Source organism: Pseudoalteromonas sp. NFXS39, from assembly GCF_040148775.1.
In the GTDB taxonomy this organism is placed as follows: domain Bacteria; phylum Pseudomonadota; class Gammaproteobacteria; order Enterobacterales; family Alteromonadaceae; genus Pseudoalteromonas; species Pseudoalteromonas apostichopi.
Genome location: NZ_JAGDEC010000012.1, coordinates 84820 through 109050 on the forward strand (window position 1 = coordinate 84820; position 24231 = coordinate 109050).

The window sequence follows — 24231 nt, forward strand, 5'->3', positions numbered from 1 at the left end:
CTACTTTTTAGTTACAGTGAGTAATGTGTCTACCCCAGCAATGACCTGAGATAGTGAATAATACAGAGGGCCAAGGTGTTGGCTATTGAGTACGCAAAGAGTACCGAGCATTGGGCTGCTCAGCTCGCGTAAATCAAAATAGGCTAACCGTTCACCCTGGCTAATTTTACTGCCATTTAATTTTGCAATATTGGTGTGATTAATATGTTCTTCAACCGATGAAAACGATAAGTTTAATAAAACTTTTAAACCGTTTTTTGCCTGTAAAATGTATTCTTTACCGGCATTTTTAACTTGTAATAGGGTGCCATCGAATGGTGCGATGATGTTGTGACTAGTTAATTCAACACTAATACTTGGTCCAAGTGTCGCAAAGCGGAAAAATGGCTCTGGGTGCTCGCTAATGCTTTTTACACGCCCAGTAAATGGGCTTTTAATAGCCATGCAGCGCGCTTTTCTGAGGCTGCGTTCGGGTAAATATTGAACTTCGTTAGTCATGGCTTATTTAACATCACCTAGCACATGGTAACCGTCTTTTTTCAGGGCTGTAATTGCCTTGGCCATACTTTGCTTCTTCACCAGTACATAATCGGTATCGTAAGTTGATAAAGCAAAAATCGAAATCGACGCTTTTGCCAGTACTCCAGAAATATTTGCCATGATACCTGTTAGTGAAAAACCAAGAGGGCCAATCACCTCAAGTGCCAACCAATCCGTTTCTTGATCAAGACTGTCTAGCTCAAAACTACTTGGACACACTATAGACAACTCATCAGCGGTTTTAGCAATAAAGAAAATAGCTTGTTGAAGTAGGGTAGGATCAATCGTCGCATCGACATCTAAACTATGAATGGTAAGTTCTTCACTATGAAGTTGTAACGTTTGTTTTGACATCTGCGATCCTATCTTTGAAGCCTTTGAATTTATAGTATAGGTAAACAAAGTTAAGATAAAGCGCAATAATTTTGATTGCTGAGGAAATACTCAGCTCAGTCTTTAAATGTTGTCCACAGAATCTGTGGATAAATATGGGAATAGGTCAGTATAAAGAAGCTAATAGGCTAATTTATAAAGGTTTTATAAATTAGCCTAAATTTTGAAGGGTTAATTTTCTATGCTTTCGACTTGCTTAGCTTGAATCGCTGTAAGGGCAATGGTGTAAACAATATCGTCTACTAATGCACCACGACTTAAGTCATTTACCGGCTTGCGCATACCTTGAAGCATCGGGCCAATACTAATTAAATCAGCACTACGTTGTACTGCTTTGTAAGTTGTATTACCAGTATTCAAGTCTGGGAATACAAACACAGTTGCTTTACCTGCCACAGGGCTATCGGGTGCTTTCTTAATTGCTACATTTTCCATAATAGCTGCATCGTATTGAAGCGGGCCATCAATCACTAAGTCTGGGCGCTTTTGCTGGGCAAGCTTAGTGGCTTCACGGACTTTCTCTACATCAGCGCCTGAGCCTGACGTACCCGTGCTGTAGCTGATCATTGCAACGCGAGGTTCAATGCCAAATGCGGCAGCTGAATCAGCCGATTGAATAGCAATATCAGCTAATTGCTCAGCGGTAGGATCTGGATTGATAGCGCAGTCACCGTAAACAAGTACTTGATCAGGTAATAGCATAAAGAATACCGATGATACTAACGATGAACCCGGAGCCGTTTTAATCAATTGTAGCGGTGGGCGAATCGTGTTAGCTGTTGTGTTAACAGCACCTGACACCAAGCCGTCTACTTTACCTTGTTCAAGCATCATGGTGCCAAGTACTACGTTATCTAGTAATTGCTCTTGTGCGACCACTTCTGTTAAGCCTTTGTTTTTACGAATCTCTACCATAGGCGCCACGTAATCGTTGATTACATCAGCTGGCTCAATAATGGTTACGTTATCGTTAAGCTCAACACCTTGTTGTTCAGCAATACGTAAAATCTCTTCTTTATCGCCAAGAAGGATTGTTTTAGCAATACCACGTTGACCACAAATAGCAGCAGCTTTAATAGTACGTGGCTCATTACCTTCTGGTAAAACAACCGTTTTATTCGCTTGACGGGCTTTATCCGTTAGTAAGAAGCGAAATGCTGGAGGAGACATTTTACGAGTACGACCAACACTTTGTGCAAGGCTGTCTAACCAGTCTGAGTCAATATGGCTGGCGTTGTGATCTTTTACTTTATCGATGCGTTGATCATCATCACAAGGCACTTCCATATTGAAGTTATGCAGTAACAGTGAGGTACGCCACGTATCTTCTTCTGTTGCGATAATTGGTAAACCTGTATCCATCGCTTGTTCACATAATTTCATAATGCGATCTTCAGGTTTAAAACCACCAGTTAATAAAATTGCCCCAAGCTTGGTGCCATTCATGGCTGATAAACAAGCTGCAACTAATACATCAGAGCGATCGCCAGGAGTTACCAGCAATGCTCCAGGGGTAAAGTGGCTTAAGATATTCGACACTGTACGGGCACAGAAAGTGACGCGACGTAAACGGCGGTGAGCCATGTCACCTTCGTTAATTACTTCAGCTTTTAAGTATTCACATAAATCTCGTACACGCGGTGCTACTAGGTCAAAATCCCAAGGAATTGAGCCTAATAACTTAAATGGGTGCTTTCTGAAAATAGGCAGCGATGCTAAACGGTTTAATTCGTTCTCGAGTTGTTCAGGTTCATGGGCCTCAACAAGATCTGCACGTGCACGACCTTCGTCATCCAATGGCGCATTTACTTTATTGAAAATACAGCCTAACACGCGAGGGTGATTAACACCGCCATAGTTGCCAGAGGCGATTTCTAAACGGTCTTCAATTTGGTCATTGCTATCATTACTAGGCGTTAAAACAAAAACAATATCAGCACCTAGCGTTTGCGCAATTTCACGGTTTACGCGTCCAGCATAAGGCTGACGACGTGTTGGCACCATACCCTCGATAATGGCGATTTCGTCTTCTTTAATGGTGCTTTCAAAGCGCTCTACGATTTCTTCTAGTAAGTCGTCGCCTTTACCATCACCAATCATTTGCTCTGCATAGCTCAAATCGAATGGTGTCGGTGGATTAATTGGCGAGCCATGGGTAACAATTTGCGTCGACTTTTCTGGGCCTGTATCGCCAGAGCGTGGCTGTGCAATGGGTTTGAAAAAGTTAACTTTAAGCGCTTTTTGCTCTAGCGCACGTACCAAACCAACAGAAACAGATGTTAAACCAACCCCAGTTGAAATAGGGATCAACATAATTCTACGTGCCATTTACTTAAGCCTCCTTTGCAATGCGGGCTGCATCGTTAGCAATAACCCATTCTTCATTTGTTGGGATCACAAACGCTTTAACATGCGCTTGGCCTTTTGAAATTAGGCCTTCTTTACCAAAGCGAGCAGCCAAGTTAGCAGCTTCATCACACTCAAGGCCTAAAAAGCCTAAGTGTGAAATCACTTTGTCACGAATGATGTCTGAGTTTTCACCAATGCCACCGGTAAAAATAAGCGCATCAAGGCGTTGCAGAGGCACCAAGAACGCAGCGATTTGTTTTGCTAAGCGGTAACAGAAAATATCGAGAGCAAGGTTTGCTTGTGGGTGGCCTTCAACAGCCGCTTCTTCAATAGTGCGACAGTCATTTGATAATTCACTAATGCCTAACAGACCACTTTGTTTATTCAACAAATCATCAATTTCTTGAACTGAATAATTAAGTTGTTGAGTCAAAAAGGTGAATAAACCAGGATCGATGCTACCACTGCGCGTACCCATGACTAAGCCTTCCAGTGGGGTAAGCCCCATACTGGTATCAACACTCTTACCATCTTTAATAGCGCACACAGAACAACCATTACCTAAATGCGCACTGATCACATTAGTTTGCTGGCGTTCTTTGCCGAGTAATTTCGCCGCTTCACCGGCAACATAATAATGGCTCGTGCCATGGAAACCATAACGTCTTACACCATGTTCTTTATAAAGCGAGTAAGGTAATGCATATAAGTAGGCAATTTTTGGCATAGTTTGATGAAACGCAGTATCAAACACCGCAATTTGTGGTAGTGTCGAGAACGCTTGCTGTGCGGTGCGAATACCTAATAAATTCGCTGGATTATGTAAAGGCGCTAATGCTGCCGTTTTCTCGATTTCTATTAATACGTCATTATCAATTAATACTGACTCGGTAAAATGTTCGCCACCATGTACGACCCTATGGCCCACGGCAACTAACTTATCCTCAAGACCTAAGTTTTTGACCAGGTAAACAAGTTTATTAATTGCTGCATCATGGGCTTGTCCTTTTGCAAGTTCAATAAGTTGTTTTTCACCATTATATTTATATTTTATTGAAGGCGTATCTGATCCAAGGCGTTCAGCTAATCCTGAAATAACTTCGTCAGAAGTGGTGGCATCTAAAATGGCAAATTTTAAACTCGAACTACCACAGTTTAGTACTAAAACGTGATGTGGTGAGCAAAGGTGCTTCGGCATAGCTAGGTCCTAAAAGTACGATATCAGTCAGTGTGTATTAAGGCTTGATAATTAGAATTCTTTGCCAGTATAGTAAATAAGTATTTTGTTGCTACACTTAACAAAGCTAGGCTGTAATTACACTAAAGTCTAGTTGACTTAAGCCGATAACATTTTATCTCATTTAGACTTTAAACGTTAGTCTCATTACCATTAATTTGGTATTAGAACTAGGACAGGTTTTGCAGGGATTGTATCCGGGAGTGTGTTACACTCGGTTGTGAAACGAGATGAAAACCCTAGGAGTGATGATGCAAAAAGGTGTCATGTCACAAGTGCAAACAGGTCGTCAGTACGCTAAAAAATGGCCGATGCGACAAGAGCTCGCTCCATTGTTTGCCGAATTTAGAGTGATCAAAGCTACTGATCTGGCAATTACTGTGATGCCAATTTTGGCAATGCTGACCGTATTCATGCAAGTTAATTACTTAGGCAGTGATTATTTTCCCCAAGCTATCACTATTGCGCTATTCTTTTTGTCACTTCCGCTGCAAGGTTTGTTGTGGTTAGGAAGACGTGCTCAAACCAGATTAGAACCAGCGATGCTAAGTTGGTATACAGAATTGCACAGTAAAATGAAGGCGCATGGTTATCAGTCACAATTAACGACTGAAAAACCACGCTATATAGATTTAGCTCAACTGTTAAAGGATATGTTCGAAAAAATGGATAAAGCCTTCACTAAAGAGCATTTTTAATCCCGAATAAACTGGCTCACATAAAACGATAACGTAATTTTTTGTGGGCCTTGCTGCTCTATCTGCTGCCAATGCTCTGGGCGAAACTTCCATGCAAACGGCGTCATCATAATTAAATGTTTAATCTCATCGACAGATAACAACACCTGTTGCTCTAGTAAATTCGTCGACTCTTTGCTGAAACCCGCTGGTGGTTCTATCTCAGTATGTGGTTTAACATCGGAATAAATAAATGCTTTTAACTCTTTTAGGTGCCAAGGGCCAGGGCTTGCAACAATTAAGCTAGCTTGTGGTTTGGCAAGGCGGGCAAGTTCTTGTGCAAATAGTGGTGCAAACACACTAACAAGCACATCCGCTTTGGCATCTGCAAAAGGGGCTTGGCTAATTGAGGCAACGCTAAAATGCGCATTTTCATATCGCTTAGCAGCGTATTTTACCGCGGGTTTCGAAATATCGACACCATAGACATCGGCACTCGATTGCGTTGCTATTGCTTGAGTGTAAAAGCCTTCACCACAGCCTAAATCAATCACTGAAGTTGGTTCGAGTGATGTCACTAAATCTGCTAAAGCTTGCTGTAAAAACAAATAGTGCCCGGCACTTAAAAATGCGCGGCGAGCCTGCACCATTTCAAGGTTATCGCCCGGTTGTTTAGACTTTTTATTTTGCACGGGAAGTAAATTGACATAACCCTCTTTGGCGATATCAAAACTGTGGTTGTTGTCACAACGGTAAGTTTTGTCGGTTAGAGTAAGTTCAAGTTTGCAAAGCGGGCAGTGATAGTGAAGACTCATGAGTCTAAATAGTCCTTATCATAAAAGGTTTTAACCCAGTGAGGGCGATAGGTGATCATCAAGGTAATAGCCATGCCATTGAGCATTGCTTCAGGAAACCAAATTATGGCACACAGGATCAGATAGTTTTCTGAAATCTCAATAAAACTGTAATCACCAAGCAAGTAATAAAACACACCGCTGGTAAGTATTTTAATACAGGCGATAACAGCAGCGGTTAAAAACGCGCATAAAAAGATATAAATAAAAAAGTGTCTCGGCAGATAGCTATAGCAAAGCACAAAACACAAATAGCTCAATGTAATTGGTAAAAAAGCAGTAAACAATAAATGCACTGGCAGTATTGATACTGGCAGCTGAGCGACTAATACCAAGAGTAAACTTGCAAGAAGGCTTGCAAAAATGGCCAGTCGCCAACCTAAAATCAGGGTCACTGCAGTGACCCCTAAAATATGCAATTCGAGGCCTGGCAATATCCCCGCTTTAATACGCCACAGTACCGCAAGTACTAAAGCACAAGCGAGTACACCAACTTGTCTTATTGGTGTTGCCAATAATTGTGATGCGCTTTGTTTATCGAAACTCAGCCAAAGTATTAAAGCCACACAGCTCCACAAAGGGAGCTGCCATTGCAGTGTGTCTATCATGCGTTAAAAGTTGACCAAATTGGGGCATGATCAGATGGCTTTTCGATACCACGTAATTCGTAATCGATGCCAGACTCAACACAACGTTTAGCAAGCGCTGGAGTTGCTAAGATCACATCAATACGTAAACCGCGGTTGTCATCAAAACCTTTTGAACGGTAATCAAACCACGAATATTGCTCGGTTTTTTCTGGGTAAAGCTCTCGGAATGTATCTTTAAAGCCCCAGTTTAATAAAGTGCTTAGCCATTCACGCTCTTCTGGTTGGAACGAACACTTACCTGTTTTTAACCAGCGCTTACGGTTTGGTTCACCAATACCAATGTCGAGATCGGTCGGTGAAATATTAATATCGCCCATCACGATAACATCTTGCTCAGGCGTGTGGTTATCTTCTAAATGGGTCATTAAATCTTTGTAGAACTGACGCTTATATGGGAACTTGGTTTCGTGGGCAATATTATCGCCTTGCGGGAAATAGCCATTCATCACCGTTAATTCACGGCCATTTTCTTGTGTCACAGTAACACTAATCATACGGCGCTGTGACTCGTCAGTATCAGTTGCAAAGCCTTTAACGACTGATTTTGGTTCTTGCTTACATAACATAGCCACGCCGTAGTGCGCTTTTTGACCATGAAAATAAACGTGATAACCCATTTTTTGCACGTCTTCGAGAGGGAAGGCCTCATCATGCACTTTGATTTCTTGTAAGCCAATAATATCTGGTTGATGTTTATCAATTACGGCTTGCAACTGGTGTAAACGGGCGCGCAGGCCGTTAATGTTAAATGAGATTACCTTCATGGTGCACCTATTATTTTTGTTTCAGTGTTTAGCGCAATTCTATCATCAAACTAGGGCTTATTCATGAGCTAATTACGAAAATCAAATTGGGTAAATGTTGATCAATTGCTGCTTAATTTAAAAACATTGTTAACTCACTATTAATTATTAAATTAAATAAATAATTCAGTTGATCTACTTATTTTTGTTTATATAATGCGCGCAAACCATCCGTTCATATTATGTACTATTTAAAGGTAAACCATGAAAAAACAATTAGTGATGCTTTCTCTTGCATGTATCTCATTTGGCTCATTAGCAAGCAACCCGCACTACTTTTCAGCTGATAACCGTATTGAATCTAAATTATGTAGCTTAAGTGCGAATGAAGGGTTTACCGCTGCACGTAAAGAAGCAGCAAAGCATGGCATTTCAATGTCGCGTTTTTCAAAAAGCATTTTATGCAACGGTACTGACATCCGTGACATTGCTAAAAAAGCACAATCACAAAATTCAGCATCAAAAGCAGCAGTTGAAGTGTTTGCTAAAAATGAGCAAAAAGAAACTCAACTTTGTATCACAGCACTTAAAAAAGGTTTAACACCTGTGCGTGAAAAAATTGGTAACTTAAACACCTTAAAATGTAATGGCGAAGCTGTAACAGACTTCGTTAAGCGTTACCAAAACGCAGCTATCTAATAGCGATATTATGGCTATATGGAAAAGCGCTCATATGAGCGCTTTTTTTATGAAAAAATTACAGCAAGCTATGAAAAGCTTGCTAAATCATAGGCTTAACCTTAGCTTAACTATTTTGTAAGTGCTTGATTTTAGTCAGTAAGACATTTTGGCATTCAACTTGTAATAGTCAAAGTGAATCTAATCGACTACAAGGAAATGTCTTATGAACAAGTTAACTCTAGCATCAACAATTTTGGCAGCATTAAGCCTATCAGCATGTTCTGCAAGTAACTCTTTAGCAAAAATCGACAGTGATTTTGGTAGCCTAGATAATGACAATGACGGTTATATCTCTAAAGTAGAAGCTGATGACGATGCAATTTGGGATCATTTTTCAAATATCGATACCAACATGGATGAGCAAATTAGCCGCACTGAATTTAATACTTATATGCAGTTAAATACAGGTAAAGTGGCAACTGATAGCGAGGTGTCTGAATCAGCATTTAAAGCAGAAATTGCTAGATTTGACCGCATCGAAAATGACTTTAAATCGTTAGATAACGATAAAAATGGTTATGTATCAATTGAAGAAGCAGATGACGACGACATCGCAAATCATTTTGGCTATATGGATAGCAACAAAGATAAGCGTGTAAGTCGTACTGAATTTATCAACTACATTAGCAAATATGGCAGCGATGTTGCCGAAGATGATGCCCTTGAAATGGTTAAAAACAGCTAATTTCATTATTCATTTTTGAAATATCCCCCAAAGCCAGTGTTTTACACTGGCTTTTTTATAATAATTTTTCCAACCTTGGCTGACTTCTGTCATAATAGAGCGTTAGTGATTTAAAATGACCTTTAGTAACGATGGCCACAAAACGTATCAGTGATGAACAGTTAGTCGAAATCATAGAAGCTGCGATTTTTGTTGCTGGAAAACCCGTGTCTAAACGGCATTTAAAAGAAACAGTATTAGCTGATTTAAGCGTATCTATGCCACGCATTAATAATGCAATTGAACAGATTCAAACGCATTATCAAACCAGAGGTATCAAGCTTGTTGCAGTAGGTAGCGGTTATAGATTTCAGGCCTGTGCGAGTTTAGCACCTTGGCTGGCAAACTTATGGCAAGAGCGCGCACCTAAATACTCAAGAGCACTATTAGAAACTTTATCCTTGATTGCCTACAGGCAACCTATTACCCGTGGTGAAATTGAACAAGTACGGGGAGTAACCGTTGGCTCAGGGATTATTAAAACCTTATTAGAAAGAGAGTGGGTAAGGGTTGTGGGCCACAAAGAAGTGCCAGGTCGCCCTGCTTTGTATGCAACAACATCCGCTTTCTTAGACTATTTTTCATTAGCTGGTTTAGATGAATTACCACCATTACCTGAACTTCAGGAGAGTAAAATCAACCAGCTATTGAGCGATCCTTCTGTGAGAGAACTATCTGAATGAGTAATTTAGAAACTGAAAAGTTACAAAAAGTATTAGCCCGTGCAGGCGTGGGTTCACGTCGTGAAATGGAAAAATACATCGATGCCAACCGCGTGAGCGTGAATGGTAAAGTGGCGCGTTTAGGCGACCGTGTAGAAACAACCGATGTGATTCGTGTTGACGGTCACGTGGTAAAAATTGAAGACAAAGCTGACCGTATTTGTCGTGTGCTTATGTATAACAAACCAGAAGGTGAGTTATGTACACGTAAAGATCCGGAAGGCCGCCGTACGGTATTTGATCGCTTACCACGTGTTGATGGCGAGCGCTGGATAGCGGTAGGTCGTTTAGATATTAATACCGCAGGATTAATGCTGTTCACCAATGATGGTGAACTTGCAAATCGTTTAATGCACCCAAGTTACGAAGTAGAGCGTGAATACTCTGCTCGTGTATTCGGCGAAGTAACTAATGATACGCTGCGCACTTTAACAAAAGGTGTTGAACTTGATGATGGCCCTGCAAAATTCTTGAACATCAAACCTATGGGTGGTGAGGGGATCAATCGTTGGTTCAATGTCACATTAACTGAAGGTCGAAACCGCGAAGTACGTCGTTTATGGCAATCACAAGATGTTGAAGTATCGCGTCTTATCCGTATTCGTTACGGTAAGTTAGAGCTTGATAAGCGCTTACCTCAAGGTGGTTGGGCTGAGCTTGATTTAGATACGGTAAACTATTTACGTAAAACAGTACAACTAGGCCGCGAAACGCAAACTAAGCTGTCGGTTATTCCTGAAAAGCGTAAAGACAAGCGTGCTAAAATTAACCAAATTCGTAAGGCGGTTAAAAAGCACAATCAACGCGCTAAACAAACTAAGCGTCGTTAATCAATAATATAGCGGTTTGCAGATAAAGCGATTTATTTGCAAACTGGCATAAAAAAAGCAGCGATATCGCTGCTTTTTTTGTTTCACAATGCTAATTAAGCATTTTCAACAGCTGTACGTGGGTCAACATATTCCATGTTGAAAGCTTCAGCTACTTCTTTATAAGTAACTTGGCCTTTGATCACGTTTAAGCCTTTTAAGAAGTTTGCATCGTCAAGAAGCGCTTTCTTGTAGCCTTTGTTAGCAAGGTTGATGATGAACGGTAATGTTGCGTTGTTAAGTGCAAACGTCGAAGTACGTGGTACAGCACCTGGCATGTTAGCAACACAGTAGTGAACAACTTCATCAACGATGAAAGTAGGATCAGCATGAGTTGTCGCTTTAGAAGTTGCGATACAACCACCTTGGTCGATTGCAACGTCAACGATTGCAGAACCAGGTTTCATTGCTTTGATGTGCTCAGCCGTAACTAGTTTAGGCGCTGCAGCACCAGGGATTAATACGCCACCGATCACAAGGTCAGCTTCTAGTACGTGTTTTTCTAACGCGTCAGCTGTAGAGTAGATAGCTTTAACTTTATTACCGAACTGCGCATCTAATGCACGTAATACATCGATGTTGCGGTCAAGAACAACAACATCAGCACCTAGGCCAACAGCCATTTGCGCTGCGCTACGACCAACCATGCCGCCGCCGATAACAACTACTTTAGCTGGCTCAACACCTGGTACACCACCAAGTAACATACCACGGCCGTGGTTTGCTTTTTCAAGCGCTTGTGCACCAGCTTGAATAGACATACGACCTGCAACTTCACTCATAGGAGCTAGAAGTGGTAAACCGCCACGTGAATCAGTTACTGTTTCGTAAGCGATACATACTGCGCCACTTTTAACAAGGTCTTCAGTTTGTGGAAGATCCGGTGCTAAGTGAAGGTAAGTAAATAGAATTTGGTCTTCGCGTAACATAGCACGCTCAACAGCTTGTGGCTCTTTTACTTTAACGATCATTTCAGCTTTAGCAAAAACGTCTGCTGCTGTTGGTAAAATTTCAGCACCAGCCGCAATATAATCTTCGTTCGTAAAGCCAATGCCCATACCAGCATCAGTCTCAACAAACACTTGGTGGCCATGGTTTACTAGTTCACGAACACTCGCAGGAACCATACCTACACGGTATTCATGGTTTTTGATTTCTTTAGGTACACCAATAATCATAGTTTTTCGCCTTAATAGAACGGGATAAAATTTTTGACTATTATATTCATGACTAGCCAGTGTGTCTCACCTTTTTTTAATGTGCTTCTAGTGATATAATCTAAAAATAACTTAAAAACAGTGCAAAACTCTGGTTTGGCTTATGCATCAATTACTCGACAGAATAGACCGTAAAATATTAATGGAATTACAGCACGATGGTCGGATCTCTAACGTAGAGCTGGCAAGGCGTGTAGGGCTAAGTGCCACCCCGTGTTTAGAGCGTGTAAAAAAGCTTGAAAGGGAGGGGTATATACTCGGATATAAAGCGGTAGTAGATCCTGCTAAGCTTGGGCAGGGTTTATCCGTTTATGTAGAAGTGACCATCACCAAAACATCACCTGATGTGTTCGAAGAGTTTAACGCCGCTGTTAAAAAGCACGACGAAATTATTGAATGTCACTTGGTGTCGGGTAATTTCGACTTTTTATTAAAAACGCGGGTAAATGATATGTCGGAATATCGAAATGTACTAGGCGATATTCTACTAAAACTACCTAATGTCAGTGAAAGCCGAACGTATGTGGTAATGGAAGAAGTAAAAGGTGAAGAAGGGGTCATTATTCGCCCATATATTGCTTAAACTGTTAAAATACACATAGAGTAACAAAAACTTGTTCATTATCAGTCCATCAAGGCTAAGATAAAGTGCATCAAACGGCATTTCCTGCTAAGGTATTTCACTGCTAATCGATCAGTAAAGAATAATAAGGAATAGGGAGCTATGCGCCTAAATGGTGTTCAAAGACTGTTAGAAACGGGGCTAATCATCAGCACCTTTGCTGCAGTATTTATTTTATGTGCATTAATCAGTTTTGATCCTGCGGACCCTTCATGGTCGCAAACCGGTGAATTTGTTAATGTTAAAAATATTACCGGCACTGCGGGGGCCTGGGTTGCAGATATCCTATTACTCACTTTTGGCTGGCTTGCTTATTTAGTCCCTGTTGCTATTCAATTATTTGGTTATTTATTGTTTAAACAGCCACATCGTATTTTTCAGCTTGATTACACCACACTTGCCTTACGTGTCATTGGCTTTGCGCTGTTTATTACTTCAGCGACTGCCATTAGCAGCATTAACTTCGACGATATTTATAACTTCTCATCTGGTGGGGTAGTAGGGGATGTCATTGCAACAGCAATGATGCCGACCTTTAATTTTACCGGCACCTCGATTCTATTACTGTGCTTTTTCTTTGCTGGATTAACCCTATTAACGGGGATTTCTTGGGTGCAATTTGTCGATTTTGTCGGCAAGTGGGTAATGAAATTATTCTACTTTTTACGTGAGCAATTTTCTGCTTGGATGCACCGTGAAAAAGAAGCAGTTAAAGATGTCGCCACCACAGAGCCTGACGCCAACTTTGTAGAACCAGAAAACGAGCCAGCTATTAGCTTCAATGATGCTGATGAAGATGAGCCAAAAGCGACCAAGCAACAGCAAAAGTCTGCTGAAAAAGCAGATGAAGACTTCAAAGGCTTTGATGAGCTTGATGATATTCTTGACCAAGAAATTGGATTCAGTGCTCTTGATGATGAATCATTCGATACCGTATCGGCACTTAATGCGCTTGATCAGAGCCCTGTAGTAGAGCAAGAAAAGCCTGTAACAACGGTTGTTTCGCCTGCTCGCCCAATGCCTAAACCGAAACCTGCGTATCAGCCACCACCAACAGCGAAAGAAAAATTCGAAGCCTTGCTCGAAGAGCAACCGCCTGTAAATCCGTTACCATCGCTGGATTTATTAGATCGTCCAGATAAAGCGAAAAACCCATTATCACAAGAAGAATTAGATGGTATTTCTCGTTTAGTTGAAACCAAATTACTTGATTTTAACATTCAAGCTGCGGTTGTGGGTGTATACCCAGGTCCGGTTGTAACGCGTTTTGAGCTTGATTTAGCGCCGGGTATTAAAGTAGCTAAAATCACTGGCTTAGCTAAAGATTTAGCGCGTTCACTCTCTGCAGTAAGCGTACGTGTTGTAGAAGTTATTCCGGGTAAAACTTATGTTGGTTTAGAGTTACCTAACAAACATCGTGAAATCGTGCGTTTAAGTGAAGTTATTAACGCACCTAAATTTGAATCAAACCCATCACCACTGACTATGGTGTTAGGTAAAGACATTGCTGGCGAGCCAGTGTGTGCTGACCTTGGCAAAATGCCACATTTACTTGTTGCGGGTACAACTGGTTCAGGTAAGTCAGTGGGCGTTAATGTAATGATATTAAGCTTACTATACAAATCGGGCCCTGATGATGTTCGTATGATCATGATCGACCCGAAAATGCTTGAACTTTCTGTGTACGAAGGCATCCCACATTTATTATGTGAAGTTGTTACTGACATGAAAGAAGCAGCCAATGCATTGCGTTGGTGTGTAGGCGAAATGGAACGTCGTTATAAGCTGATGTCGGCACTTGGGGTGCGTAACTTAAAAGGTTACAACCAAAAAGTGTTGGATGCCAAAGAAGCGGGTCAACCAATTCTAGATCCACTGTTTAAAGATACCGACGGTATGGCCGATGGCCCTGAAGAGCTAGATAAACTACCAAGTATTGTGGTGGTTATTGACGAATTTGCCGACATGATGATGATCGTGGGTAAAAAAGTGGAAGAGCTGATTGCACGTATCGCACAAAAAGCCCGTGCTGCAGGTATTCACTTAGTATTAGCAACACAACGCCCATCGGTTGACGTTATTACAGGTTTGATTAAAGCGAATATTCCAACACGTATGGCGTTCCAAGTTTCAAGTAAAATTGATTCGCGTACCATTTTAGATCAGCAAGGTGCTGAAAACTTACTTGGTATGGGTGACATGCTTTACTTACCGCCAGGTACTAGTGTACCAGTGCGTGTGCATGGCGCGTTTGTTGACGACCACGAAGTTCATGCGGTCGTAGATGATTGGAAAAAACGTGGCAAACCAAATTATATAGATGAAATTTTGAGTGGCGATGCCACAGAAGAAATTCTACTACCAGGAGAAACCAGTGAAGACGGTGATGAAGAGTCAGATCCGCTTTACGATGAAGCAGTATCATTTGTAATTGAAACCGGCAAAGTGTCGGTATCGAGTGTACAGCGTAAGCTTCGTGTAGGTTATAACCGCGCAGCTCGTTTAGTTGAACAAATGGAAACATCAGGCATTGTTAGCGCACCAGGACATAACGGTGCCCGCGAGGTCTTAGTGCCAAATGGTGGAGCAAATTAATGAAAAAAATTAAATACCTAGCCCTAATTATGGGTTGTTTATTAAGCGGTCAAAGTTTTGCAGACGACAGCGAAGCATTGCAACAACAACTGGCTGCGATTAAAAGTTTTAAAGCAGAGTTTTCGCAGCAAGTTACCGATTCGCAAGGCGAAGCTATCATGCAAGGTGAAGGGAATATTGCTCTTCAACAACCTATGATGATCCGCTGGCAACAGCAAAGCCCAGACGATACCTTGTTTGTATCTAATGGCGACAAAACTTATTACTTCGATAGCTTTGCTGAGCAAGTAACGATTATGAATACCCACAGCTTGATTGATTCAACACCGTTTGTATTGTTGACCTCTAAAGATCCTGAGCAATGGGCTAAATACCAAGTTGTGGCAACCGATGCAGGCTTTAGCGTAACACCAAACAAAGGCGTTGAGAGCCAAGTTGAAAAGTTAGACATTAGCTTTAATGCTAAAGAACAAGGCCTAGCATCACTGACAGTATTAGATACCTCTGGTCAGCAGTCTTTATTTACCTTTAAAGATGCTAAAGTAAACGAAGCACTTGCAACTCAAACCTTTGAATTTACCATTCCTGAGGGCGTTGAAGTTGACGACCAAAGCCAAGGTGATTAAGGCTTGAGTAATCTCGGATTTAATTTTGGTCCTGATGTGCGCCCACTTGCGGCGCGCATGCGACCCGAAACACTCAATGACTACATAGGTCAGCAGCACCTTTTAAGCCCCGATAAACCTCTTTACCAAGCCATTCTTGCAGGTCGATGCCACAGCCTCATTTTGTGGGGGCCGCCAGGCGTTGGTAAAACTACGTTAGCGCAAATTATTGCGAACCATGCCGATGCAAGCCTTATTCAAATGTCGGCGGTCACAGCAGGTGTCAAAGACATTCGTGAAGCGGTAAGCGAAGCAAAAGCAAATCTTGCAGGGCGAGGACAACGCACCTTACTGTTTGTCGACGAAGTGCATCGATTTAATAAATCTCAGCAAGATGCATTCTTACCACATATTGAAGATGGTACTTTTATTTTTGTTGGCGCGACCACCGAAAACCCATCATTTGCACTTAATAACGCGATACTTTCTCGTGCCCGTGTTTATGTATTAAAAGCACTTGAGCAAGCCGATTTATTTACTGTGATTGAGCGCGCTTTACGCGAAGACGTTGAGCTAAGCCAAAAACACATTGAAATTGCCGATAACGCCAAACAAGCACTTTGCCAAGCAAGTGATGGCGATGCTCGTAAAGTGCTTAACTTACTAGAACAAGCTGTTGATTTAACCACTGAGCAGCAGGGCAAATACCATGTTGATCAACATGTTTTAAGCCAAGTTCTACCAACTCACTTAGCCAAGTACGACAAAGGCGGCGATGAGTTCTACGACTTAATTTCAGCGTTTCATAAATCGGTGCGTGGTAGTTCTCCTGATGGCGCCTTATATTGGTACTGCCGAATTTTAGCAGGTGGCGGCGACCCGCTTTATGTAGCTAGGCGTTTATTAGCGATTGCTACAGAGGATATCGGCAATGCCGACCCACGTGCAATGGAAGTAGCACTAAATGCATGGGATATTTTTCAACGTGTTGGTCCAAGTGAAGGTGAGCGCGCTATAGCTCAGGCCACCATTTACTTAGCCAGCGCACCGAAAAGTAACGCGGTGTATATGGCGTTTAATCAAGCAATGCAAGATGCTAAAAATGAACCCAGTTATCCTGTGCCAGAGCATTTACGTAATGCGCCAACAAGTCTAATGAAAGATTTAGGCTATGGTGCAGAGTATCGTTATGCACACAATGAAGAAGGCGCATTTGCTGCTGGCGAGAAGTATTTCCCAGAAGCAATTCATGATCGTCAGTATTACTTCCCAACAGATCGCGGGCTTGAACAAAAAATAAAACAAAAGCTGGAATATTTAACCCAGCGCAACGAGCAAAGTGATATTAAACGTTATGAATAGTTTGAAACTTTACATGATGATTGCAATGGGTGGTGCTTCTGGGGCGTGTTTGCGCTATTTTCTTAGCGAAACCATGCTAAAACTGCTCGGTAGGGGATTCCCTTTTGGCACGTTGACAGTTAATATTCTTGGTTCATTGTTAATGGGCATATTATACGGCTTGATTGAAAAAGAAATAATCGCTGTTAGCCCCGCTAAAACCTTAATTGGTATTGGCTTTTTAGGTGCATTGACCACCTTTTCAACATTCTCAATGGATTCGTTGTTGCTAATGCAACAAGGTCACTTTTTTAAAATGGCCCTCAATATCACCTTAAACGTGGTGGTGTGTATATTTATGGCTTGGCTGGGCCTTCAGCTGGTAATGCAAAAAGGTTAAAAATCAAACATGTTAGATTCTAAATATTTACGTCAAGATATCGAACAAGCGGCTGCACGTTTAGCAACACGTGGTTTCGAACTTGATATTGCAGCGGTAACTGCACTTGAAGAAAAACGCAAAACATTACAAGTAAAAACGCAAGAACTTCAAAGCGAGCGTAATGCAAGTTCCAAAGCTATCGGCCAAGCAAAAGCGAAAGGCGAGCACGAGAAAGCACAACAGTTGCTTGATTCAGTAAGTACTCTTGGTGACCAACTAGACAGCGTTAAAGCAGAGCAAGACGCTGTATTAGAAGAGCTTAAGCAAATCGCGCTAGCTATTCCAAACTTACCTGATGAGTCTGTGCCAGTTGGTGAAGACGAAGAGCAAAACGTTGAAATTTTAACGTGGGGCACGCCTAAGTCATATGATTTTGAAGTAAAAGATCACGTAGATGTTGGTCAAGACGTAAACGGCCTAGACTTTGAAATGGGTGTTAAAATCAGTGGCGCACGTTTTACTGTTATGCGCGGCCAAGTGGCCCGTATGCACCGTGCTCTTACTCAGTTTATGCTTGATACGCACACAGAGCAAAATGGCTACACAGAAATGTATGTGCCTTACCTAGTAAATAGCGCAAGCTTATACGGTACAAGCCAATTACCTAAGTTTGCCGGTGACTTATTCCATACATTAGGTTTAGTGGATGACGACGGTCAGCAACAACCTGGTTTTAGCTTAATTCCAACTGCTGAAGTACCGCTTACAAATAGTGCCCGTGACGAAATCTACGACGAAAGCGATTTACCAATTCGCTTAACTGCTCACACACCATGTTTCCGTAGTGAAGCTGGTAGCTATGGTCGTGATACACGTGGTCTTATTCGTCAACACCAATTCGACAAAGTTGAATTAGTACAACTTGTAAAACCAGAAGATTCAATGCAAGCACTAGAAGAACTAACAGGTCACGCTGAGCAAATCTTACAAGCATTAGAGCTTCCTTACCGTAAAGTAATTTTATGTACGGGTGATATGGGCTTTGGCGCAGCAAAAACTTACGATTTAGAAGTTTGGTTACCTGCACAAAACACCTATCGTGAAATCTCATCATGTTCAAACATGGTTGATTTCCAAGCGCGTCGTATGCAAGCGCGTTTCCGTCGTCAAGGCGAGAAAAAGCCAGAGTTACTACACACACTAAATGGTTCAGGTTTAGCGGTTGGTCGTACACTTGTAGCAATCTTAGAGAACTACCAACAAGCTGACGGCTCGATTGTTGTTCCAGAAGTATTACGCCCATATATGGGTGGCTTAGAAGTTATTAAATAACTTTAATTATTCTGAGCTTTAAAGCCGCATCGGGAAACCATGCGGCTTTTTTGTTGGCTAAATTAAATAGAACAAAAGAGAGTAAAGCGATTAAGCTAAAGTCGATCTAAACCTCGACAATCAACGTATTCAAAGCATTAAGTTAATAGTGTGAAGCAATATGAGTAATAAACAAAAGTCTGTGCCAACATCACGGTTTTCACGCGCTGCTCGGCTTGGTTCTTTAGCTGGTAAAGTCGCGGGTAATATGTTGTTTGAAGGCACAAAAGCATGGGCTATGGGTAAGCAAACATCACGACAAGAGTTATTGTTACAGCCAAAAAATATTCAACGCTTTGCAGAGCAACTTGCAAACCTGCGTGGCGCAGCAATGAAATTGGGGCAGCTACTGTCTATGGACAGTGGCGAATTACTTACACCTGAGTTATCTGCAATCTTAGCAAGGCTGCGTGCAGAGGCGACAGCTATGCCGCAAAAGCAGCTAGTTAAAGTAATGCGTGAGCATTGGGGCGATGCATGGCTAGAGCACTTATCGCACTTTGAACTCAGACCATTTGCTGCAGCATCGATAGGGCAAGTGCATATTGCTTACCGAGAATCGGGCGAAAAACTAGCAGTTAAAGTTCAATACCCAGGTATTGCAAAAGGTATCGCCAGTGATGTTGATAACTTAGCTTACCTTCTTAAGCTCAGTGGCTTATTACCCAAAGAGGTAGAAATACAGCCTCTTATCGATGAAGCAAAACAACAGCTTATAAACGAAGCTGACTACGAATTAGAAGCTAATTATTTAAAACGCTACAGCGAGTGTTTAAAGGGTGACGACAATTACCTTATTCCAAATGTGGTAGATTCGCTTAGTTCTTCTCAAGTGTTAGTCATGAGCTTTGTTGAAGGACAAGAGCTAGATGAACTGGCAACCACAGAGCAAGCGCTACGTAATAAAGCGGTTGAACAGTTACTAAGCCTATTTTTACGTGAATTATTTAGCTTTAAACTAGTTCAAACAGATCCAAACTTTGCCAACTATCAATATCAAATCGACAATCAACGCTTAGTGCTTTTAGACTTTGGCGCTACCCGTGAGCTACCTCAGCATATTAGTGATGGCTACTTACAGTTATTATCTGCTGCAATAAATAATGACAGAGCAGGGGTTGCAACAGCTGCGCAGCATATTGGCTATTTTCAACAAGGGCTAGCTCAAGAATATATAGATAATGTTGTCGAGATATTTCTACTTGCCTGCGAGCCACTGCGCCATCAAGGTGAGTATGATTTTGCAAATAGCGACTTACCAAAACGCATCAAAGAACTCGGCATAAAAATGAGTACAGCCTCTGAGCACTGGCACGCGCCCCCTGTAGATGCCTTATTTGTTCACAGAAAACTCGCAGGACTCTATTTAATCGCTGCAAAGCTAGGCGCAAAAGTGAATGTAAACAGTATTTTTGAAGAGTTTAAGCGGCAGAAGAGTAGATAATATATCAAAGTAGGTTAATCAAAAGTCCCGCAAATGAAATGCGGGACTCTTAGAGTTAACCTTTATCTATTGCATCTTATCTATTGAACAATAGAAGTCGTTACTTGTTCTATTTTTTTGTTAAAAGTAAAAGGGGCTTCATAGTCAAGACTTACGGCACCACCCTCATCTTCACCAATACCCACACCATCATCAAGTGAGAATAAGCTGGCAATTGTATTTGGGATCAGCTTTTTAGCTGCAAGTTTGCCGTTAACGTATAAGTATACATTACCACCTTTTCCTAAACCTACGGCGTTCCCTTTACCCCCTTTGCCATCTTCATCATAACGAAACTCAACTTTGATCTCATTTTCACCCTTTTTGAGTTCCGAACCAGAGACTTTAGTATACTCATACGTCAACCAATTATACTCGAATGTTGGTACTCCGTTTTTAACAAATAAAGTCCAACCAGCGAAGTTACCGCCTTGTGCAATAACAACACCATTGGTGTTTTTCACATCATCAGTAATGACTTTTGCAACTAAATCAAAAGATTTATTTTTGATATTTAAAAAAGAGTTTTCAGGAATACCTTTAGCCCCTTCATATAAAGTCAAACTCTGTTTACCAAACATCGCATCGGGTCGGCCAGCTATTTCTGCATTCATACGCTCAAGCGTGCGGTCATCAATTGGGTAAACATGATTCTCTTGTGCTTCTTTATCGAAAAGCTTTTTCATTTCTTTGAGTTTCTTGGGGTACTTATCAGCTAAATTGTTAGAAAGAGACCAATCCTGTGTGGTGTCAAACAACTCCCACTCATCTTTTTGCAAGGTAGTGAAGTTCGCTGATGATTCGGTTAATGCCCAATGTGTAACCCTTGCTAACCAGCCATCTTTGTAAATAGCTCGATTACCAGCAAGCTCAAAGTATTGAACTTTGTGATCTGTTTCTGCATCGGGGTTGTTAAATGATTGCGCAAAACTCACCCCAGCCATAGGGATTTGCTTAATACCTTCGACTTTCTTAGGAAAAGGAAGTTTAGCTGTTTCTAATACTGTCGGAGCGATATCAACGACATGTGACCACTGGCTACGGATGTTTTGACCATTCTTTTTAATGCCATGAGGCCAACTTACTACCATGGCGTTTCGTGTACCGCCATAATCTGATGCCATGCCCTTAGTCCATACAAAAGGCGAATCACCAGCGACAGCCCAACCTGAAGCGTAATGTGGAAAACTTTCTGGCCCACCGAGTTTTTCGATATTTTCCAGAGCATATGAAGACGGTTCGTCAATGCCATTATAGAAAGCTAGCGAGTTGAAGCTACCATTTCTATTCCCCTCTGCACTTGCTCCATTGTCCCCTACGATGTAGAAAATTAGGGTGTTGTCGAACTCGCCATTTTTCTTAAGTGTTTCAACAACTCGACCTATTTCATGATCCGTATGTGCTAAATAGCCAGCATATACTTCCATTTGTCGTTCAAATACACGCTTTTCGTCAGCAGTGAGCGAATCCCATCTAGGAACAAAATCTGGCATGGGCGGCAGTACCGTATTTTTCGGAATAATGTTATTTGCTTTTTGTCGCTCAAATGTTTCTTGTCTCAATTTATCCCAGCCCATTGAGAACTTACCTTTGTACTTATCAATCCATTCTTTGGGAGCATGATGCGGCGCATGTACGGCGCCAGGCGCATAGTAAATAAAGAAGGGTTTATCGGCATTATAACTTTGTTCTAAATTTAGCCATTCAATGGTTTTGTCTGTCATATCCTCAGTAAAGTGATAATCTTTCTTACGTGGCGTTTTTATGCGAGTAATACCATCAATTAATACTGGTTGATATTGGTCCGTTTCCCCACCAAAAAAGCCATAAAACTTATCAAACCCGACTTCTTTTGGCCATAAGGTTTGAACCCCAGCTGGACCTGTTTCCCATGCTGGGATCTCATGGTTTTTACCAAACATAGCCGTGCTATAACCGTTGTATTTCAAAATTTTAGGTAATGCTGCGATGTAATTAGGTCTTACACCGGTATTTCCAGGAAAAGCTGTTGCCGTCTCGGCAATAGAGCCCATGTTATTTTGGTGATGATTACGTCCTGTTAATATTGCTGTGCGCGTAGCAGAGCTAACGCCAGTCGTATGGAATTGGTTATACATTAAGCCTTGTTTAGCCAGCGCACTTAGCGTTGGCATGTCAACAGCACCACCAAACAGTGATGACTGACTAAAACCAACATCATCGAGTAATATTACAAGTACATTGGGGGCTCCATCTGGTGCTTTCACACGGGATGTTGGATCTGGTCGCTGTACATCTCTAACATCTAATTGAGAGTAAGTTTGAGGTCTTACATCCGGAATTGGAAGCTGAGTTCTATCAGGTGTGTCAGCACTGGCTATATATGGAGTGAGTGCGCTAGTTAAAACCACTGATTTTTTAATTATATCCATTTAGTTTTATCCCTTTTAATTGTTAGAAGATTTCAGAATTAACGGACCATTTAATGCTTGCATGACATAACTAGCAGGGTAACCGTTAGCCAGTAATTGAGTCATAGCATGTAAATACTTTTGGATTGAGTTGAAAAAATGAAAATACCCGTCGCACAGAACATTCTCATACTCGCCAGTATCTGCAAGGTAACGATGTTTAGGGCAACCCCCATTACATAACTGACGAACATTACATTTTTTACATCGTTCAGATAAACGAGATTCTTTATTGAAAATATCTTTATTATTTGAAGCAATATCTTGAAAAGAACTCGTCATCACATTACCTATTTTTGACTCGGGATAAGCAACATGATCACAAAAATAAACGTCGCCATTAGCCTCTACGGCATAAGATGAGCCGCAATTTTTTGCGTGAATACAGTTAGGTGAGGGGTTACCAATATATTGAGTTAACGCCTGCTCAAAGTTTAAAATAAAAACCTTACCTACATCTTCTTTGATCCAAAGGTTAAATATATCGACAAGAAACTTTCCGTATTCCTTTGCATCTACAGCCCAAGAAAGTGGGTTATATTTATTTTGTTGGTAGGATTTAGCAGTAGAAAAAATGAGATTACTGGCAAAGTGCTGACCTCGAGATTGTTCATCTTTTGAGGGGAGTGATTCTACAACTGGGGAAAACTGAATATGTTTAATCTTATGCTTACGAAAAAAGGTATAAATTTCTTCACCATGTTGGCAATACTCTTTAGTAACACAAGCTAATACGTTGTATTGCACATTCATTTTCTGTAAAAGCTTAATCGCACTGAGGATCTCGTTGAATGCGCTCTTACCTTGTTTAGTACGGTATTTTGCTTGTAGCCATTCGGGGCCATCTAAGCTAATTCCTACAAGAAAGTTATTTTCTCTAAAAAAACGACACCAATCGCTATTCAATTTGGAGCCATTAGTTTGGATGGTGTTTTTAATAACTTTTTGGCCTGCATATTTTCTTTGAAATTCGACAGCTTTTTCAAAAAAATTAAGCCCAACTAATGTGGGTTCACCGCCGTGCCAAGCAAATTCAACCTCGGGTGTGTTTTGACTATTGATGTAATTACGTACGTATGCTTCGAGAGTATCCTGTTGCATCGACTTATTAGATTTCAGAAGGGTATCTTTCTCTAAGTAAAAACAATATTCACAATCGTAATTACATTTTGAACCTACAACCTTGACGGTGGTATGAAGTCCACTCATAAATATTCCATTATCATGTATGTACCTTTTAAGGTTAGTACGAATTTATTTTTATTCAACTGATATATATAAAAATTATAATTTTATTCACAGCATTTATATAAATTGATGTATGGAAAGAAGAAAGTTCAGAAAAACTTTTCTAGCCCTCAGAAAGCCCAAATTGATTAGTTATTTTTGAGGGTTTGAAAAACCTTTTAAAGTAAAAGGCAGTGTGGGTTTCCAGAGTTTTACAAATTTAAATGTGCGCAATACACAGGGAAGTCCAATTAATAGAACTTAATCAAACTTGAAAGTCGCAAAATGTTATGAGCGGAACTTAAGAGGGTGTAACTCATTAATTAGATGGTACGCCCCACCCATTAGCTAAACTAACAGAGTTGGCTATTATTGGAGGAAACCATTATGTCAGTTGTTAAAGTTATAGGTATTGATTTAGGTAAATCAACTTTTCATT

22 protein-coding genes are annotated in these 24231 nt (G+C 41.0%); 12 read left to right on the top strand and 10 right to left on the bottom strand.

From position 1 onward, the window contains the following. The 4 genes from J3455_RS18490 to J3455_RS18505 all read right to left on the bottom strand — a co-directional run bounded on the left by J3455_RS18490 (position 1) and on the right by J3455_RS18505 (position 4480). Complete coding sequence (locus J3455_RS18490) at positions 1–444, bottom strand: PTS glucose transporter subunit IIA (protein WP_233786733.1); 444 nt, start codon at positions 442–444, stop codon at positions 1–3. Between the two features lie 57 nt (positions 445–501). Beyond that, a complete protein-coding gene (locus J3455_RS18495) occupies positions 502–894 on the bottom strand; it encodes an ACT domain-containing protein (RefSeq protein ID WP_130051732.1) in 393 nt (130 codons plus the stop codon). Positions 895–1104: 210 nt separating this feature from the next. After that, entirely contained in the window at positions 1105–3261 is a 2157-nt protein-coding gene (pta, locus tag J3455_RS18500; RefSeq protein ID WP_130051731.1) for a phosphate acetyltransferase, read from the bottom strand. Between the two features lie 4 nt (positions 3262–3265). After that, positions 3266–4480: an acetate kinase gene (locus J3455_RS18505; RefSeq protein WP_130051730.1), complete on the bottom strand. Its 1215-nt coding sequence runs from the start codon at positions 4478–4480 to the stop codon at positions 3266–3268. Between the two features lie 290 nt (positions 4481–4770). Between J3455_RS18505 and yfbV the strand changes: the two genes are divergently transcribed. Further along, the gene (gene yfbV / locus J3455_RS18510; RefSeq protein WP_130052297.1) at positions 4771–5217 is read left to right on the top strand and encodes a terminus macrodomain insulation protein YfbV; all 447 of its coding nucleotides are present in this window, start codon (positions 4771–4773) and stop codon (positions 5215–5217) included. Here the strand turns inward: yfbV and J3455_RS18515 are convergent. From J3455_RS18515 to xthA, 3 genes are read right to left on the bottom strand one after another with little or no spacing between them, the layout of a single operon-like run. Continuing rightward, positions 5214–6011, bottom strand: coding sequence for a putative RNA methyltransferase (locus J3455_RS18515; RefSeq protein WP_130051729.1), 798 nt, complete (start codon positions 6009–6011; stop codon positions 5214–5216). The two genes, yfbV and J3455_RS18515, sit on opposite strands and share 4 nt — an antisense overlap. Next, the gene (locus J3455_RS18520; RefSeq protein WP_152996508.1) at positions 6008–6658 is read right to left on the bottom strand and encodes an energy-coupling factor ABC transporter permease; all 651 of its coding nucleotides are present in this window, start codon (positions 6656–6658) and stop codon (positions 6008–6010) included. The genes J3455_RS18515 and J3455_RS18520 overlap by 4 nt, the downstream gene beginning before the upstream one ends. After that, on the bottom strand, positions 6655–7464 hold the full coding sequence (gene xthA / locus J3455_RS18525) for an exodeoxyribonuclease III (RefSeq protein WP_167658597.1): 810 nt from the start codon (positions 7462–7464) through the stop codon (positions 6655–6657). Before xthA ends, J3455_RS18520 begins: the two co-directional genes overlap by 4 nt. Before the next feature lie 243 nt (positions 7465–7707). Here xthA and J3455_RS18530 point away from each other — a divergent pair, with 243 nt between their 5' ends. The 4 genes from J3455_RS18530 to rluB all read left to right on the top strand — a co-directional run bounded on the left by J3455_RS18530 (position 7708) and on the right by rluB (position 10460). Then, complete coding sequence (locus tag J3455_RS18530; RefSeq protein ID WP_130051726.1) at positions 7708–8142, top strand: exonuclease III; 435 nt, start codon at positions 7708–7710, stop codon at positions 8140–8142. Between the two features lie 205 nt (positions 8143–8347). After that, complete coding sequence (locus tag J3455_RS18535; protein ID WP_130051725.1) at positions 8348–8869, top strand: EF-hand domain-containing protein; 522 nt, start codon at positions 8348–8350, stop codon at positions 8867–8869. Between the two features lie 131 nt (positions 8870–9000). Continuing rightward, positions 9001–9591, top strand: a complete 591-nt coding sequence (gene scpB / locus J3455_RS18540; RefSeq protein ID WP_130051724.1) for an SMC-Scp complex subunit ScpB — start codon at positions 9001–9003, stop codon at positions 9589–9591. Then, entirely contained in the window at positions 9588–10460 is an 873-nt protein-coding gene (rluB, locus tag J3455_RS18545) for a 23S rRNA pseudouridine(2605) synthase RluB (protein WP_130051723.1), read from the top strand. The genes scpB and rluB overlap by 4 nt, the downstream gene beginning before the upstream one ends. 95 nt (positions 10461–10555) lie before the next feature. Here the strand turns inward: rluB and ald are convergent, their stop codons facing one another. Further along, positions 10556–11677: an alanine dehydrogenase gene (ald, locus tag J3455_RS18550; RefSeq protein ID WP_130051722.1), complete on the bottom strand. Its 1122-nt coding sequence runs from the start codon at positions 11675–11677 to the stop codon at positions 10556–10558. Between the two features lie 142 nt (positions 11678–11819). On the opposite strand from ald, the gene lrp reads away from it, so the two are divergent. The 7 genes from lrp to J3455_RS18585 all read left to right on the top strand — a co-directional run bounded on the left by lrp (position 11820) and on the right by J3455_RS18585 (position 20076). After that, entirely contained in the window at positions 11820–12299 is a 480-nt protein-coding gene (gene lrp / locus J3455_RS18555) for a leucine-responsive transcriptional regulator Lrp (protein ID WP_130051721.1), read from the top strand. A gap of 141 nt (positions 12300–12440) precedes the next feature. After that, positions 12441–14933, top strand: a complete 2493-nt coding sequence (locus tag J3455_RS18560; RefSeq protein WP_130051720.1) for a DNA translocase FtsK — start codon at positions 12441–12443, stop codon at positions 14931–14933. Further along, a complete protein-coding gene (gene lolA, locus J3455_RS18565) occupies positions 14933–15559 on the top strand; it encodes an outer membrane lipoprotein periplasmic chaperone LolA (protein ID WP_062565165.1) in 627 nt (208 codons plus the stop codon). The genes J3455_RS18560 and lolA overlap by 1 nt, the downstream gene beginning before the upstream one ends. A gap of 3 nt (positions 15560–15562) precedes the next feature. Beyond that, entirely contained in the window at positions 15563–16900 is a 1338-nt protein-coding gene (locus J3455_RS18570) for a replication-associated recombination protein A (protein WP_349562151.1), read from the top strand. Then, entirely contained in the window at positions 16893–17279 is a 387-nt protein-coding gene (gene crcB, locus J3455_RS18575; RefSeq protein WP_130051717.1) for a fluoride efflux transporter CrcB, read from the top strand. The genes J3455_RS18570 and crcB overlap by 8 nt, the downstream gene beginning before the upstream one ends. Positions 17280–17288: 9 nt before the next feature. Continuing rightward, positions 17289–18593 carry a serine--tRNA ligase gene (serS, locus tag J3455_RS18580; protein WP_130051716.1) on the top strand — a complete coding sequence of 435 codons (1305 nt, stop codon included), beginning with the start codon at positions 17289–17291 and terminating at the stop codon, positions 18591–18593. Between the two features lie 160 nt (positions 18594–18753). Further along, positions 18754–20076, top strand: a complete 1323-nt coding sequence (locus J3455_RS18585) for an ABC1 kinase family protein (protein ID WP_349562152.1) — start codon at positions 18754–18756, stop codon at positions 20074–20076. 80 nt (positions 20077–20156) lie between these two features. On the opposite strand, the gene J3455_RS18590 is transcribed toward J3455_RS18585, so the two are convergent. Together J3455_RS18590 and J3455_RS18595 are read right to left on the bottom strand one after the other, a co-directional pair. Beyond that, the gene (locus tag J3455_RS18590; protein ID WP_349562153.1) at positions 20157–22526 is read right to left on the bottom strand and encodes an arylsulfatase; all 2370 of its coding nucleotides are present in this window, start codon (positions 22524–22526) and stop codon (positions 20157–20159) included. Positions 22527–22541: 15 nt separating this feature from the next. After that, the gene (locus tag J3455_RS18595; protein ID WP_349562154.1) at positions 22542–23774 is read right to left on the bottom strand and encodes an anaerobic sulfatase maturase; all 1233 of its coding nucleotides are present in this window, start codon (positions 23772–23774) and stop codon (positions 22542–22544) included. Positions 23775–24231: the final 457 nt, after the last annotated feature.